16 protein-coding genes are annotated in these 15,531 nt (G+C 59.2%); 10 read left to right on the forward strand and 6 right to left on the reverse strand.

What is annotated here, in order from left to right; all coding sequences use genetic code 11:
* Positions 1-95: 95 nt before the first annotated feature.
* The 3 genes from AC07Y2_RS17280 (at position 96) to AC07Y2_RS17290 (ending at position 2,437) form a co-directional block, all read left to right on the forward strand.
* Positions 96-1,466 (forward strand): transporter substrate-binding domain-containing protein, encoded by a 1,371-nt coding sequence (locus AC07Y2_RS17280; protein ID WP_039769565.1) that lies wholly within the window; start codon positions 96-98, stop codon positions 1,464-1,466.
* 118 nt (positions 1,467-1,584) lie between these two features.
* Positions 1,585-1,992 (forward strand): response regulator, encoded by a 408-nt coding sequence (locus AC07Y2_RS17285; protein ID WP_039769567.1) that lies wholly within the window; start codon positions 1,585-1,587, stop codon positions 1,990-1,992.
* A 163-nt stretch (positions 1,993-2,155) separates the two neighbouring features.
* Positions 2,156-2,437, forward strand: a complete 282-nt coding sequence (locus AC07Y2_RS17290; RefSeq protein WP_064382409.1) for a DUF3509 domain-containing protein — start codon at positions 2,156-2,158, stop codon at positions 2,435-2,437.
* 174 nt (positions 2,438-2,611) lie between these two features.
* Here the strand turns inward: AC07Y2_RS17290 and AC07Y2_RS17295 are convergent, their stop codons facing one another.
* Both AC07Y2_RS17295 and AC07Y2_RS17300 read right to left on the reverse strand, forming a co-directional pair.
* On the reverse strand, positions 2,612-3,505 hold the full coding sequence (locus AC07Y2_RS17295; RefSeq protein WP_178082859.1) for a TIGR02285 family protein: 894 nt from the start codon (positions 3,503-3,505) through the stop codon (positions 2,612-2,614).
* 13 nt (positions 3,506-3,518) lie between these two features.
* A complete protein-coding gene (locus AC07Y2_RS17300; protein ID WP_039769570.1) occupies positions 3,519-4,718 on the reverse strand; it encodes a CaiB/BaiF CoA transferase family protein in 1,200 nt (399 codons plus the stop codon).
* 146 nt (positions 4,719-4,864) lie between these two features.
* On the opposite strand from AC07Y2_RS17300, the gene AC07Y2_RS17305 reads away from it, so the two are divergent.
* The 4 genes from AC07Y2_RS17305 to AC07Y2_RS17320 all read left to right on the forward strand — a co-directional run bounded on the left by AC07Y2_RS17305 (position 4,865) and on the right by AC07Y2_RS17320 (position 9,128).
* Positions 4,865-5,407 (forward strand): YaeQ family protein, encoded by a 543-nt coding sequence (locus tag AC07Y2_RS17305; RefSeq protein ID WP_064593644.1) that lies wholly within the window; start codon positions 4,865-4,867, stop codon positions 5,405-5,407.
* A 54-nt stretch (positions 5,408-5,461) separates the two neighbouring features.
* Complete coding sequence (gene recJ / locus AC07Y2_RS17310; RefSeq protein WP_039769572.1) at positions 5,462-7,171, forward strand: single-stranded-DNA-specific exonuclease RecJ; 1,710 nt, start codon at positions 5,462-5,464, stop codon at positions 7,169-7,171.
* Positions 7,172-7,396: 225 nt separating this feature from the next.
* Positions 7,397-8,503, forward strand: a complete 1,107-nt coding sequence (locus AC07Y2_RS17315) for an NADH:flavin oxidoreductase/NADH oxidase (protein ID WP_039769573.1) — start codon at positions 7,397-7,399, stop codon at positions 8,501-8,503.
* Positions 8,504-8,594: 91 nt separating this feature from the next.
* Positions 8,595-9,128, forward strand: a complete 534-nt coding sequence (locus tag AC07Y2_RS17320) for a GNAT family N-acetyltransferase (protein WP_103386440.1) — start codon at positions 8,595-8,597, stop codon at positions 9,126-9,128.
* 12 nt (positions 9,129-9,140) lie between these two features.
* Here AC07Y2_RS17320 and AC07Y2_RS17325 read toward each other — a convergent pair whose 3' ends face one another.
* Positions 9,141-10,769, reverse strand: a complete 1,629-nt coding sequence (locus AC07Y2_RS17325) for a glucan biosynthesis protein D (RefSeq protein ID WP_064593655.1) — start codon at positions 10,767-10,769, stop codon at positions 9,141-9,143.
* Positions 10,770-11,172: 403 nt separating this feature from the next.
* Here AC07Y2_RS17325 and AC07Y2_RS17330 point away from each other — a divergent pair, with 403 nt between their 5' ends.
* Positions 11,173-11,358 (forward strand): hypothetical protein, encoded by a 186-nt coding sequence (locus AC07Y2_RS17330; RefSeq protein ID WP_039769577.1) that lies wholly within the window; start codon positions 11,173-11,175, stop codon positions 11,356-11,358.
* Between the two features lie 10 nt (positions 11,359-11,368).
* Here the strand turns inward: AC07Y2_RS17330 and AC07Y2_RS17335 are convergent, their stop codons facing one another.
* On the reverse strand, positions 11,369-11,572 hold the full coding sequence (locus AC07Y2_RS17335; RefSeq protein ID WP_085611443.1) for a hypothetical protein: 204 nt from the start codon (positions 11,570-11,572) through the stop codon (positions 11,369-11,371).
* Positions 11,573-11,672: 100 nt separating this feature from the next.
* Positions 11,673-12,179, reverse strand: coding sequence for a BRO-N domain-containing protein (locus AC07Y2_RS17340; RefSeq protein ID WP_103386441.1), 507 nt, complete (start codon positions 12,177-12,179; stop codon positions 11,673-11,675).
* Between the two features lie 488 nt (positions 12,180-12,667).
* Here AC07Y2_RS17340 and AC07Y2_RS17345 point away from each other — a divergent pair, with 488 nt between their 5' ends.
* Positions 12,668-13,249: a ComF family protein gene (locus tag AC07Y2_RS17345; protein ID WP_103386442.1), complete on the forward strand. Its 582-nt coding sequence runs from the start codon at positions 12,668-12,670 to the stop codon at positions 13,247-13,249.
* 5 nt (positions 13,250-13,254) lie between these two features.
* Positions 13,255-13,812, forward strand: a complete 558-nt coding sequence (locus AC07Y2_RS17350; RefSeq protein ID WP_039769587.1) for a hypothetical protein — start codon at positions 13,255-13,257, stop codon at positions 13,810-13,812.
* Between the two features lie 58 nt (positions 13,813-13,870).
* On the opposite strand, the gene AC07Y2_RS17355 is transcribed toward AC07Y2_RS17350, so the two are convergent.
* The gene (locus AC07Y2_RS17355; RefSeq protein WP_103386443.1) at positions 13,871-15,355 is read right to left on the reverse strand and encodes an APC family permease; all 1,485 of its coding nucleotides are present in this window, start codon (positions 15,353-15,355) and stop codon (positions 13,871-13,873) included.
* Positions 15,356-15,531: the final 176 nt, after the last annotated feature.

Genomic DNA, 15,531 nt, shown 5'->3' on the forward strand with positions numbered 1-15,531 from the left:
AGCCCGTCTCCTGACGGGCTTTCTTGTTTTTGCATGCCACACTGCGCGCGTTTCGCCCACGAAGGACGGGCGAGTCGATGACGAAGGATGTGGCAATGCGGTTTTTTTCAGGATTGAAAGCAGCTCTGTGCTGGTTGTTTTTATTGGGGGGCTTCGAGTTGTCGCAGTCGAGCGAAGCTGCCCATCTGGCGAGGCATTCCGAAGGGGGGGAGAGTGTCCAGCCCATCGAGCTGGATGAAAATGAGCGTCAGTGGATTCGGGACAATCCCCGGGTGACGGTCGCCTCGGTGCAATACCCGTTGTATCTGTTTCAGGACGAACATGGTCAGTGGAGCGGCTTGAACAACGATGTGCTCACGCATATCAGCGCCATGACCGGATTGCAGTTCGTCCATCAGGAGTCGTTTTCCACCGATCACATGCTGGAACGGCTCCAGAGTGGCGTGGCCGACATCAGCACGACGTTGGCAATGAATGACGAGCGCAAGGCATTCCTGGACTTCAGTCACGCGTTCGGCGGTGCCGGCTGGGTATTCGTCGGTCGTTCGGGCGAGCCGCCGATAAAGTCGCTCGAAACGCTGGCCAAACGGGTGTTGGTCCTGCCGGCAAGGCACGCGCTGGAGGACAGCATTCGACGCGACTATCCGTCCATCGAGATCCGCTCGGTCAAGACCTATGCCGAGGCCCGGGCGCTGGTCGAGAGTGGTGAGGCCTACGCCACCATCGAAAACGAGATCGGCGCGCAGCTGTTTCCCTCCGGCCTGCTCAGGGTCTCGGGTCTCGTGGAAGGCAAGTGGGAGGCCGATCATCTGGCGGTGCGCAAGGGGCTGCCAGAGCTTGTGAGCATCCTCAACAAGGCACTGGGCGCTTTCTCGGCAGCCGAACTGCGCGCCATGCGCCTGAAATGGCTGGATGGCATTTCTCCCGCTCCGGTACCCTCGATCAGCTCGCTCCTGATCAAGTGGGGGTGCTGGGCGATGGGTGGGCTCGGCGTGTTCGGGCTGTTGCCGTTGCTGTGGAACCGTCGATTGACGGTCGAGGTAAAACAGCGGCGTGCGGCCGAAAAAGATCTAAGTGATCAACTGGCTTTTCAACATGCATTGATCGATGCGATGCCCGACCCCGTGTTCGTGCGCGATCTGCAGGGGCGGTTGATCATGTGCAACCGCAGCTATGAAGATGCGCTGTCGGTTCGGCTGGAGCAGGTACAGGGCCGGAAGCTGTTCGAGATCGATGCGCTTCCACAGGCCACGGCACTGATGTTGCACGACGAGTTCATGGCGCAGTTGGGCACTCGTAAAACACGTTTCAGCAAACGACAGCTGATGTTCAAGAGCGGCCCCCGTCAGATTTATCAGTGGACGGTGCCGTTTTACAGTGCCGATGGAAAACTGCGTGGCCTGCTCGGAGGCTGGACCGACATCACCGAGCGGCGGAAGGAGAGCGGGTGTCAATGTCTGCATTAAAGATGGGAAAAGTCCTATAAACCGCGATTCCTTTTCTGATGGGAGGCTTAGGACGACTGCCCTAGAGTGACAGGCCACTGCGGCGTGAATCCGCGATTGTCGCTCCAGAGGTCGTCCCATGCGCTCGCTCAAGATCCTGATTCTAGAACCCAATCCGTTCCAGCTGATGGCGTTGCACCAGATGCTCAACGCCATCGGTATCTACGATGTTCTGACCGCGCCGTCGCTGGGCTCGGCAAAGCGCTCACTGGAGCGTCGCGGAGCCGTGGACATCACCCTGTGCAATCCACAATTGCAGAACGGTGACGGGCTTGCGCTGATTCGGCATCTGGCCGACCGACAGAAAGCGCGGGCGATGATTCTGCTGGGGGCCGTGGCACCCAGCCTGCTGGACGATCTGGAAACCTTGCTGGGCGAGCACCGGATCACCTTGCTGGGGCGTTTGCACACGCCAGTCTCGGCGGTGTTGATGAGGGCGCTGCTGGATGCCTACATGACCCTCCCCAGGCATTCCGTCGACGCCTGAGCCCCCGGTTATTTTTCTGTCATCTTCCCCATGCATGCTCCGATAGGCCGGTGACGCACCGGGAGAAGCCGGCGACAAGCAGAACTTTCCTCTCGGGCCGGTGGTCATTTACTGTGAACACGCCCCAGGCACTGTGTTTTCGGACTATTGAGTGGAGATCGAGATGGAAAGTATCAGTCTATTGCTCGGTGAGGCTCTAAGCCCGTATCAAGTGACGTTGACCCCTCGGGGTCGCCATGGCGAATGCCTGGTGACCTTGAAGAACGGCAGCGGCGCGATCGTGGTGGAGCGCGAATTCAATCAGGCGCAATTGAGCGACAAGCGCCAACTGACGGATGTGGTCGATGGCCTGCACCGTGACATCCTGATTGCCGAAGGCCGGCTGGAACCCTGTGTGATCGCCGCGTTGCGAAACGCAGCCCTCGACAAGCACCCGGCCCTCTGAAACTGATTTTTCATTTGTGGGAACCTTCCTGCATCCAGGTCGGTCAGACCCGGTAACAGCAGGAGCAAGCATTGTGCTCCGGTGCTTGTCGCTTGCTGCTACGGGTCTTTGATACAGGCCACGTTTAACCCCGAGTCGTCTCCCCACTTCTCGGGGTTTCTTTTTGCCCGGATTTTACTGCGCGGCTTGTCGCTGGAAGAAAATCCGTGCCTGTTCCAGATAATCCTGACGCCTTTCGGGGTCGAGCCAGTCGGCGTAGAGCTGGTTGAGGTGATCGTGGGGCAGGGTGCGCAACAGCTGATTGATCTCGGTGATCGCCTGGCGACCCGCCGTGGTGTCGGTGCAGCCGACATGGCCCGACAGGTACTTGCCCGTGCCGCGAATCGGGAAGAACAGCAGTTCGTCCTCGGTGATCTCGGCCTGGCGCGCCTGATAACGGATTTCCGGCCAGTAACCCAGCACCACCTGCAAACGTCCCAGGCGCTGCATCGACAGCAGGCTGCTGAGCGCATCGTTGCCGTAATGGGGCGTCAGCGCGCCGCGCGGTGCCTGATGCAGCAATGTATCGATGTACTCGCCATAACTGCGCTCGGCTACCACGCCGACTTTTCGCTCGCCGTTGGCCAGAAATGCCGACAGATCGACTTCATCGTCGACCAGAAACGGCTCCAGCACTTCGCGATCTCTCTGACGCACCACCAGGCCATTGCTGACAGCGCGAAACGCGGGGATGGAGAAGGCGATCCATTGCGCCCTCTCCTTGTTCCAGATCAGCGACGGATCGCAGGCGAAGGGATGTTCATGAAGCATTTGAATGCCACGGGCGCGATTGACCCGCATCAAGGTGTGTTCGTATTGCGGCATGCCGGCAATCAGCATCGGCATCAATTGATCGATAACGCCCTGGCCCTTTTTCGGGCCTTCGAAAATCGTCAGCGGCGGCAGGTCGCGCAACAGCCAGATCAGCGTCGGTTTGGCCTGCGCCCACGTCGGCAGCACCAGCAGGAACAGCAGGCCGAACAACCGCCAGGTCCACCAATGGTGGGCGCGGCTCGAGGCCGAGGGCATCAGGGGCTTCAGCTCAGATGGCTCCGTCTTCGCGCAGCCGGGCGATCTGCTTCTCGTCGTAGCCAAGATCGTGGAGTACCTGCGCATTGTGCTCACCGAGCTGCGGTCCGACCCATTCGGACGTGCCGGGTGTCTCAGAGAGTTTTGGCACGATGCCCGGCATCTTGAAAGGTTTGCCGTCCGGCAGTTTGGCGTGGAGGAACATTTCCCGGGCCAGGTACTGCGGATCGTTGAACATGTCTTCGGCGCTGAAGATCCGGCTGGCCGGCACTTCGGCCTGATTCAGCAGATCCAGCACGGTTTGCAGCGGCAGCGACTTGACCCAGCGGTCGATCACCCCGTACAACTCATCGCGGCGAGTATCGCGCCCGTCATTGCTGGCCAGCGCCGGGTCATTGGCCAGATCTTCACGGCCGATGATCAGCATGAAGCGCTTGAAGATCGCATCGCCGTTGGCGCCGATCTGCACGTGTTTGCCGTCGGCACTGGTGTGAATCGACGACGGGGTGATGCCCGGCATGATGTTACCGGTGCGCTCACGAATGAAGCCGAAGACATCGAACTCCGGCACCATGCTTTCCATCATGGCGAAGATCGCTTCGTACAGCGCCACATCGACCACCTGGCCGAGGCCGCCGTTGACCTCGCGATGACGCAAGGCCATCAACGCGCCGATCACGCCCCACAAAGCCGCAATCGAATCGCCGATGGAAATCCCGGTGCGTACCGGCGGGCGGTCTTCGAAACCGGTGATGTAGCGCAGGCCGCCCATGGATTCGCCGACCGCACCGAAACCTGGCTGATCTTTCATTGGCCCGGTCTGGCCGAAACCGGACAGGCGCACCATCACCAGTTTCGGGTTCAGCGCGTGCAGGGTTTCCCAGCCCAGGCCGAGTTTTTCCAGCACGCCGGGGCGGAAGTTCTCGATCAGGATGTCGGCTTCACCCAGCAGTTTTTTCAGGATCGCCAGGCCATCGGGGTGTTTCAGGTTCAGCGTCAGGGACTTTTTGTTGCGCGCCTGGACGAACCACCACAACGAGGTGCCTTCGTACAGCTTGCGCCATTTGCGCAATGGATCACCGCCGTCCGGCGATTCGATCTTGATCACTTCGGCGCCGAACTCGCCGCAGATGCGCGAAGCAAACGGCCCGGCAATCAAAGTACCCAATTCAATGACTTTCAGACCGCTGAGCGGTTTGTTGGCGAACGGCATGCGAGATCCTGTAGGACAAGGCTGAGCAGATACAGCGTTTTAACATAGCCGGCTGTCAGTCGCGCAAGGTTGATCGCCATCAATTCGTGGATTGCCTACAGCATCGGTTAGACTTGCCGACTTTCCTCGTATCAAGAAGCCCGTTCATGGCCCAGCCGTCCACTACCTACAAATTCGAACTGAACCTCACCGACCTTGACCGCAGCGTCTACGAGAACGTGAAGCAGACCATCGCCCGCCATCCTTCGGAAACCGAAGAACGCATGACCGTGCGGCTGTTGGCCTACGCGCTCTGGTACAACGAGCAACTGTCGTTCGGGCGTGGTCTGTCGGACGTGGATGAACCTGCGCTGTGGGAAAAGAGCCTGGACGACCGCGTCCTGCACTGGATCGAAGTCGGCCAGCCGGATGCCGATCGCCTGACCTGGTGCTCGCGCCGCACCGAACGCACCAGCCTGCTGGCCTACGGCAGCCTGCGCGTCTGGGAAGGCAAGGTGATTCCGGCGATCAAGAACCTGAAGAACGTCAACATTGCCGCTGTTCCGCAGGAAGTGCTGGAAACCCTGGCCAAGGACATGCCCCGCGTCATCAAGTGGGACGTGATGATCAGCGAAGGCACGATCTTCGTCACCGACGACCGTGGCCAGCACGAAGTCCAGCTCAGCTGGCTGCAAGGCGAGCGCGGTTAAGTCCGCGCTACTCCCGAAAAATCCCACGTATCCAAGAGAAGCTCCTGTCACCCCATGCGTATCGATCCTCGCCCGTTGCCCGCCACTCTGCCGTTTCTCGGTGAACTGCCACCGCTACTGACCCGCCTGTACGCGGCGCGGGGCGTGCAGTCCGAGGCGGAGCTGGACAAGAGCCTGGCGCGGCTGATTCCGTTCCAGCAGCTCAAAGGGATCGATGCGGCGGTCGATCTGCTGGTGACGGCGCTGGAGCAGCGTCAGCGGATCCTGATCGTCGGCGACTTTGACGCCGACGGCGCGACGGCCAGCACCGTGGGCGTGCTTGGTTTGCGCCTGCTGGGCGCGGCGCACGTCGATTATCTGGTGCCCAACCGCTTCGAATACGGCTACGGCCTGACCCCGGAAATCGTCGAAGTCGCAATGACCCGCGAGCCGCAGCTGCTGATCACCGTCGACAACGGTATTTCCAGCGTTGAAGGTGTCGCGGCCGCGAAGCGCCATGGCCTGAAGGTCTTGATTACTGACCACCACTTGCCCGGCGATGAACTGCCGCAAGCTGATGCACTGGTCAATCCGAACCAGCCCGGCTGCGAGTTTCCGAGCAAGGCGCTGGCCGGGGTCGGGGTGATTTTCTATGTGTTGATGGCCTTGCGCGCACGCCTGCGCAGCCTCGGCTGGTACGAGAGCAAACCGCAACCGAACATCGGCGAACTGCTGGATCTGGTGGCGCTGGGCAGCGTTGCCGACGTGGTGCCGCTGGATGCCAACAACCGGATTCTGGTGCACCAGGGCCTGGAACGAATTCGCGCCGGACGTGCGCGGCCGGGGATCAAGGCGATCCTGGAAGTGGCCAAGCGTGAAGCTTCGCGCATTACGTCTACCGACCTCGGTTTTATCGTCGGCCCGCGTCTGAACGCGGCGGGGCGTCTGGATGACATGAGCCTGGGCATCGAATGCCTGCTGACCCACGACCCTGCGCTGGCGCGGGAAATGGCCGCACAACTGGACGGCATGAATCAGGACCGCAAATCCATCGAGCAAGGCATGCAGCGCGAAGCGCTGGCCCAGCTCAAGGACTTGCCGGTCGAGTCGATGCCGTTCGGTTTGTGCCTGTTCGATCCGGAATGGCATCAGGGTGTCATCGGTATTCTGGCGTCGCGGATGAAGGAGCGTTATTTCCGCCCGACCATCGCCTTCGCCGATGCCGGTGACGGTCTGCTCAAGGGCTCTGGGCGTTCGGTTCAGGGCTTTCATATTCGTGATGCGCTGAGTGTGGTGGCAGCGCAGCATCCGGACCTGATCAGCAAGTATGGCGGCCACGCGATGGCGGCTGGCCTGACTTTGCCGCAGGAGAATTTTCCGTTGTTCGCCGAGGCATTTGACGCCGAGGTGCGCAGGCAGCTTCGCGAAGAAGACCTGACCGGGCGCCTGCTGTCGGACGGCACGCTGGCGGTCGAGGAGTTTCATCTGGAACTGGCTCGGGCCCTGCGTCACGCCGGGCCGTGGGGCCAGCATTTCCCGGAGCCGCTGTTTCATGGTGTGTTCCAGTTGGTCGAGCAGCGGGTGGTCGGCGAACGACACCTGAAAGTAGTGCTGAAAACCGAATGCGGCTCGGTGAAGCTGGATGGCATCGCCTTCGGCATCGATCGTGATATCTGGCCGAACCCGACAATCAAATGGGTCGAACTGGCGTACAAGCTCGATCTGAACGAGTTTCGCGGCAATGAGACCGTGCAACTGATGATTGCCCACATCGAACCGCGTTGACGCCTTCGCGAGCAAGCTCGCGCAGGCGGACTTACATACACAGAATTACTCTGAACCCTCCCTCATCCCCGGATGTCGACTAGGCTCTAAGCACTGCTTGATTGGCCTTGTGACGTCTTGTCGAAATTTTTTGCCCGCGGGGGCGGGTGCTGCACCTTTTTCCTGTCACTCGTCGACTTTTCAAACAGAACCCTGGAGCCTGCCCACTGATTTGAGAGGTGCCCCATGAGTCTGCTGCTTGAACCCTTTACCCTTCGCCAACTGACCCTGCCCAACCGCATCGCCGTGTCGCCCATGTGCCAGTACTCCAGCGTCGATGGCCTGGCCAACGACTGGCATCTGGTGCACCTCGGCAGCCGTGCCGTGGGCGGCGCTGGCCTGGTATTCACCGAAGCCACGGCAATCACGGCCGACGGGCGGATCACCGCCGAAGACCTGGGCCTGTGGAACGACGAACAGATCGCACCACTGCAACGCATCACCCGTTTCATCACCGCCCAAGGCGCAGTGGCCGGCATTCAACTGGCCCACGCCGGGCGCAAGGCCAGCACCCACCGGCCGTGGATCGGCAAGCACGGAAGCGTCAAACCGGAGGACGGTGGCTGGACGCCGGTCGGGCCTTCGCCGATTGCCTTTGACCCGCAACACACCCAGCCGAAACAACTGGATGAAGGGCAGATCGCCCAGGTCATTCAGGACTTCGTGGCCGCAGCCAAACGTGCTTTGACCGCCGGTTTCAGTGTGGTCGAGGTGCATGCGGCGCACGGTTATCTGTTGCACCAGTTTCTGTCACCGCTGAGCAACCAACGCCGTGATCAATACGGCGGTTCGTTCGAAAACCGCATTCGTCTGGTGCTGCAAGTGACCGAGGCGGTGCGCGCGGTGTGGCCGGAAGAATTGCCGGTGTTTGTGCGCCTTTCGGCTACCGACTGGGTCGAGGACGGCTGGAATCCGGATGAAACAGTGGAGCTGGCGCGACGCCTGAAAGCCTTGGGGGCTGATTTGATCGATGTGTCATCGGGCGGCACGGCAGCCAACGCGGAAATCCCCGTGGGTCCGGGATATCAGACGCGCTTCGCCGAGCGGGTGCGCAAGGAGTCAGGCATCGCCACCGGCACCGTGGGAATGATTACCGAGCCTGCGCAAGCCGAGCACATCCTGCGGACCTGTCAGGCCGACATCATCTTCCTCGCCCGCGAGCTGCTGCGTGATCCGTACTGGCCGCTGCACGCCGACGATGACCTGGGGGGACGCAAAGCGGTGTGGCCGGCGCAGTATCAACGTGCGACCCATCGTGATCAGCCGATTCATGAGTCTGACCTGCGGGATTGATTCCGACCGGTCGCAAAGCCTATAAAACCCGCCATTGAACCGGCGGGTTTTTTCTTGCCTGCCGTCCGGAATTGCAAAGGAATGGAACGCAATGTTGATCGAACGTGAGCTGACTGAATCGGACTTGCCATTGTTGGCACTGATCGACCGCAGTGAGTTGGTTGAGGAGTGCTATCGCGTAGAGAACGGTGAGCTGATTCTGTATCCGGCGCGTTTCGACATGCGCGGCTGGCCCGAAGGGGAGGCGGAGGAGAATGCGCGGGTATTGGAAAAATGCTGGCGCAGCGGCGCTTGGCTACACGGGCTTTTCGATGGGGAGACACTGGTGGCAGCGGTGGTTGTGAATAACCGGGTTATTCACAATCAGGGCCTGAAGATGCGGCAGTTGAAGTTTTTGCACATCAGCCGTGCCTGGCGCGGGCAGGGATTGGGCGGGCGATTGTTTGCACTGGCTTGCGAGCATGGCCGAGAGGTCGGCGCCGAGGCGTTGTACGTCTCGGCGACCGAGTCGCGCAATACCGTGGAGTTTTATCAGCGCCAGGGCTGCTGGTTGCTGAAGCAACCGGATCCCGAGCTGTTTGATCTGGAACCCCACGATATTCACTTGTACTGCCCGTTGGCCTGACGGCTCAACGCATCAAGGGTACTTGCGCTTGTCCGGCGCCGGTGGGAAGTACTGGTACAACCAGGTCTCGCTCAGTGTGCGATCGTTGGTACGGATAAACAGCCGCAGCTCAACCGGCTCCACGCTGTCATTAGTCGGGTACCAGTCGAACAGAATCCGGTAACCCTTGATGTCATCCAGCACCAGCACGCTGAAATCCTGCACCTTGCCGTTGGAGCAAGTCACCACCGGTTCGATCCCGGTGCCCTGCGGCAGGCGATCCAGACCGCCACCGGTGAAGTCCACGGCAAAACGACGGGCCCAGACCGGCGGGTAATGCTCACCCGGTGCCCAACCCTCGACAAATCCACCCATGCCCGAACGGGTCGCATGCACCCGCGCCAGCGGCGTACCGACCGGCGGCAGGGCACTCCAGTAGAGCTTGTAGCCGTAGTTCAGCGAATCCCCGGCGGCTACCGGTTTCTTCGGCGTCCAGAACGCAACGATGTTGTCCAGGGTTTCGCCGGTTGTAGGAATTTCCAGCAGATCGATAGAGCCTTCGCCCCACGCGGTTGTAGGTTCTACCCACAGGCTCGGACGCTTGCTGTACCAGTCGACGGTGTCCTGATAGTTGGCGAATTCGTGGTCGGTCTGCACCAAACCGAACCCTTTCGGATCGGTGTCGGCGAAGGCGTTGAATTGCAGGGTCGCCGGGTTGTTCAGCGGGCGGCAGATCCACTCGCCGTTGCCGCGCCACATGGCCAGACGATCCGAGTCATGGATTTGCGGGTGAATGGTGTCGCACATCCGGCGCTCGTGGGTGCCGCAGCTGAACATGCTGGTCATCGGGGCGATGCCCAGTTGCTCGATGGCGGTACGGGCATTGATGTGGGCGTCGACTTCCATCACCACGCGCTCGGCCTGGCAGTCGATGTCGAAGCGATAGGCGCCGGTCGCGCTCGGCGAGTCGAGCAGGGCGTAGACCACAAAGCGGGTCGCGTTCTGATCCGGGGTTTCGAACCAGAACTTGGTGAAGTCGGGGAATTCTTCGCGTTTCTTGGCGTAGGTGTCCACGGCCAGGCCACGGGCGGAGAGGCCATATTGGCCAGTGGCATCCACCGCGCGGAAGTAGCTGGCGCCGAGGAACGACACCACGTCATGCCGATCCAGTTCCGGCGCCTTGAACAGCTTGAAGCCGGCAAAACCCAGGTCGCCCTTGAGCTGCTGGGTGTCGACCGAAGTGTTTTCATAGTTGAACAACTGAGGGCGGAAATGCACCTCGCGGGCCGTGCGGGTCTTCGGATCGACGCTGTACATGCGCACCGGCTGACGGAAACCCATGCCGACGTGGAAGAACTGCACATCGAGCTGACCCTTGTTCTCCTTCCACAGCGAATGCTCGCCGTCGTAGCGGATCGCGTTGAAGTTCTGCGGGGTCATGGTCGCCAGGGTCGGCGGCAGCACCTGTTTGGTGTCCTGATAGGCGTTGCCGGCCAGTTGTTTGGCCTGACGCTTCAGCGTTTCGAAGTCGAAAGCCTGTGCTTCACCGTCGGCGGCACCGCCAGAGGCGGCCCAGGCGCGTGCGGCGAGCAGGCCGGAGGCGGAAAGGCCGGTGTAAGCCGCAATGGCCATGGACGCTTTGAGCAAATTCCTGCGGTGCATAAATACAACCTGTCGTGGACAATCCCGCGCCGTTCCTGGCACGTACTGGATCAGAAATTACGGTTCGGACAAGCCTTCGGCCAAACGCTACGGACTAGTAACAGATGCCCGCTAGCTTAATCGGTTCGCCGATTTTGCAAAATTCATTGATATCACGGCGACAGCGTCTCAATGAAACAAGACGTTACGGTTACTTATCCCACAGTCTTTTCTGATTTATAGGGCATATCTGCTTTTTTCGACTAATTACTCTAAAAACCACTTTTCAGCGCCGATTTAATTTCTATTCTATGGGCATCGCCGGTCACGACTCATCCGACCGGCAGGGCTCAAATCGCTGCTTAAAGGAGCAGGGCGATGCGGTTTTCGAAAATTTCTGACGTACTGGAAAAGGACATCGTCCATGGCAAAAGGACAAGGCATCACCGAAATGTTAGGCATCTTTCCCTGCCTCACCAACGTCCGGCGAAGACGCCGGCTCAGTCCTGACGAACTGAAACTGGTGGAGCGTTACCGGGAGCTGTCGGAGAGCGACCGGATTGCGATGCGGTATCTGGTGGATGCGATGAGGAGTGTTTCGCGGTTTTGAAACAGGAGGTTCACCGTGAAAGCCATTTGGCTTTCACGGTGGCCAGATCAATCAACTTACCCGCGTCAGCGTCGGCGATGCCGACATGGATTGCGTGCAGATGCTCGGCAACCGCACATTGTTTGACGAGTTTTTGCAGGTAGTCTTCAGCAAAATTCTCGTCACTCGGGATGATTTCGAGAATGGGCTGAAGTGCGGGGATGGCGTTGCGCATCAGTTAGGGACTCGCTCAGAAATGTGTCGAGGTTGATGGTGAACATTGAAGGGGCTGACTCTTGAGTCCGCCCCTTTTTTCATTGGGCCAAGTGAGGCCGTCAGCTACATGTCCCCGATACCTGATAGGGCTGCTGACTGAGCACCAACTCCGGCATATCACGCCATTTCACCCAAGCCTGTTGTTGCCAGTGCAACAGCGGCACGGTGACGCCTGCCCAATGCACCGAGCTCAGGCTAGGGCAGTTTTCCGCTGTTGCTGAGCTGGTTTCCCGCAGGATGGGAATCACCTCATTGCTCAGCCATTGTCGAAGGTTGCGGTTTTCCGGGATGAAATGGTGGACGAGCAGCGCGTACATGCCGGATTCGCTGACCATTGGTGTCTCGACAACTTTGCCGTACTTGCGCAGCCGGACGGTGCGGCGTTGGTCGGGGTCGAGTTTGAGCGTGACGCGTGGGTTCAAGGGATGGCCCATCATGCGGCCCAGATCTTGAGCGCAGAACCAGGCTTGATGATCAAGCAGGAGGGCGTGGAGGAAGCGGTTGTGGCGGGTGAAAACCGTAGGGATAAAGTGCGTCTGGGTCTCTGGTGAATTTGGCGCGTGCATAGTCAATTTCTACTCCATGTTGAAATGAGAGCCGCCACTAATCCTTCGACAGATTTGGGTGGCGAACCGTGCGGCGTTCGAAGTCGGAACATTCTCGATCAACATGGAAGCCGAGAGGCCCGCGCCACACGGTCCGCCATAACGCGAATCCGAAAGGCAAAAAAGCCTCGGTTTCTATGGAGGACGCAGTTGCGCCATGTTGATGATGTACCGGCTTCGACCCCGGGCCGCTGATTGGGCAGCGACGGGGTAAAGCCTATCGGTCAGGCGCTAGCGGCGCCAAGTCTACGCTGTGGACGCGTAGCGTAGGAGATGTGGCTTCTTCTTGAAGCCTGCATCTGTAGGAATTTCCTGTTTTTGTAAGGCGGTCAGCCAGACTGCACCTGAAGCGTGATTTTTCCTTTATTTATTTGAATCTAAGGCATCCCCCAGGTGCTCGGCCCTTGGTCTCAGGGCTTAAAGGATTTTTGTGAATAATGGAGAATTCAATGAAGGTGTCCGTCAAACAGATCAACGGCCCGTGGGATCAGGGATGGGTGTTGGACAAGCACATGGTAAGTAGTACCTTTCTCGGCAACGATGATCGCGGAAACCCTTGTTTCGATAATCAGCGCACAGAGATTGGTCAGGCGACCTACCAGCTCAAATACCAGAAGGATTGGACTCAGGTCGGCCCACTGGCCCAAGCGGTAGCGACAAATGTGTTCCCTATGTTGGATCAAGTAGGATTTGTGCTGCCCATGCCTGCTTCAAATATCCGTCAGCGACAACCGGTAACTGAGGTCGCTCTGGAGTTGGGACGAATTGTCGGGCGGCCGGTTTTTTCGGATTTGCTTCGAAAGGCGACTACGGGAAAGTCGCTGAAGGATCTGCACTCCAAAGCAGAAAAGGTTGCTGCGATTGGAAACAGTTTCAGCGTCAATGACGAAATTACGACAGAGGGATGCTGGAATGTTTTGGTCGTAGATGATTTGTTTGACAGCGGAGCGTCGATGGACGCGGCTTGTGCTGTCTTGCGTGAATATCCGAAGGTGGGGAAGATCTACGTAGCGGCGCTAACCTGGAAGTGAATTCAATGACGACTGTATTTATTGCTGGCTCTATCAATATCAAGAACCTTGATCCGAAGGTTAAGGAGCGTATCAGTAATATCGTTGCGTCTGAATTCGATGTGGTCGTTGGTGATGCAGGTGGTGCCGATACCTCCATTCAGGAATATCTGCTGAGTCTTGAGCGATCCAAAACTACAGTGTTCTGTAGTGGTCCCGCACCGCGGAACAACCTCGGACAGTGGCCCGCCAGAACAGTGGACTCCAAACACTCCAAAGGATCGAGGGCCTTCTTCACTGAGAAAGACGTGGTGATGGCCGAAGCCGCTGACTACGGCTTGATGATATGGGATGCGAAGAGCACCGGTACGCTCAGCAACGTCATAGAACTGTTGTCGAGAAAGAAGAAGTCCCTTGTCTTCGTCAACAAGGAGAAGGAATTCAAAGTGGTGGGAGACGTCAATCAGCTCGAAGAGTTGATTGCATTCATGTCTGACCACGCCAAGCAAAAAGCCAACGAAAAAATCAAACTGTTCGATCGTATTTCCTCGCTGAAATACGATCAGTCCGAGCTTTTCTTTTGATGTTTTGCGTCGGCTTTCTTGAACCCCGGCACTCTATCGGCGCCGGGGCCAAAATCTTTTAGCGACTCACCTTCCAGGCATCCCCAGCCGGCGCCTTCCCATGGTCATACGGCTTGCCAATCCACATGTAAACCAGCCCCAGCCCAATCACGATCGCCGTACTCAGCACCATCGCGTAGTTGATGTACCACGCTGCATCCGGTGTGCGGGGCCAGGCCATGTTGATGATTGCGCCCACGCCATACACCAGCGCGCCGATGTTCACCGGCCAGCCCCAGGCGCCGAGGGTGAATTTGCCGCTGGGTTTCCAGCCTTTGCTGCGGGCGTACAGGGCGGCGAGGACGATCATCTGGAACGCGAGGTAGATGCCGATGGCGGCGAAGCTGACGATGGTGGCCACGGCGTCTTGCAGGAAGAAGCCGAGGGCGATGATCAGGCCGGGCAGGACGCCGGACACGAACAGTGCGGCAACCGGAACCTGGGTCGTAGGAGAAATCTTTTTCAGCAGTCGGCTGCCGATGACCATTTCATCGCGAGCGTAGGAATACAGCAGACGACTCGCCGCAGCTTGCAAGCTGATGACGCAGGAGATGAAGGAAATCATCACCACGCCCATCACCACTTTCGAACCGACCGGGCCGAAGGCGTTGTTGAGGATGGTGGTGACCGGGTCCTTGTCGGTGCCGTTGATCACCGCTTGCATGTCCGGCACGGCGAGGATCAGCGCCAGGCAAGCGAACATTGCCGCGATGCCGCCGATATAGATGGTCATGCGCATGGCCACCGGGATTTTCTTGCTCGGGTTCGGGGTTTCTTCGGCTACATCACCGCAGGCCTCGAAGCCGTAGTAGAGGAACATCCCCGCCAGCGACGCGGTGAGGAAGGCCGGCAGATAGGAGCCCTCGACGCTGATATCGAAAGTGTTGAACAGCACGCTGATCGGCTGGTGACGCTCGAAAATCAGCAGGTACACGCCGACGATCACCGCGCCGACCAGTTCGCAGAGGAAGCCGAACATGGCGATCCGCGCCAGCACTTTGGTGCCGCTGAGGTTGACCAGGGTGGCGAACAGCGTCAGCACCAGGGCGATGACGATGTTGGTGTTGTTACTCGGCTCAAAACCCAGCATGGCCGCGAGGTACGGGCCGGCACCGACCGCCACGGCGGCGATGGTCACGCACAGGGCGATGGAGTAGATCCAGCCGACCATCCATGCCCATTTCTTACCCACCAAGCGACGCGCCCAAGGATAGACACCGCCGGAAATCGGGAACTGCGACACCACTTCGCCGAAGATCAGGCACACCAGCAATTGCCCGCAACCGACCAGCAAATAGGCCCAGAACATCGGCGGCCCGCCAGCGGCCAGGCACAGGCCGAACAGGGTATAAACCCCTACGACCGGTGACAGATAAGTGAAGCCCAGTGCGAAGTTTTCCCACAGGCTCATGCTGCGGTTGAAGTTGGAGGTGTAGCCCAGTTGACGCAGTTGTTCGGCATCGCTGTCGGCAACGGCGGCTGAGAGATCGGGTGATGCACTCATGTGTGTTTGCTCCGTGAAATCGGCAGATTTCGGATGGCCGAAGCCGTGGCGGGGCTTGGTGAGCGCCGCCCGGATCGGTAGTTATTGTTTTGAATGCCTGGTGGTGCGTAATGCCGGTTTCCTTCCTGGAACCGAGGTGACGCCATCGCCAGCAGGCTGGCTCTCACAAGGACTGT

Source organism: Pseudomonas sp. GW456-12-1-14-TSB6 (genome assembly GCF_059424205.1).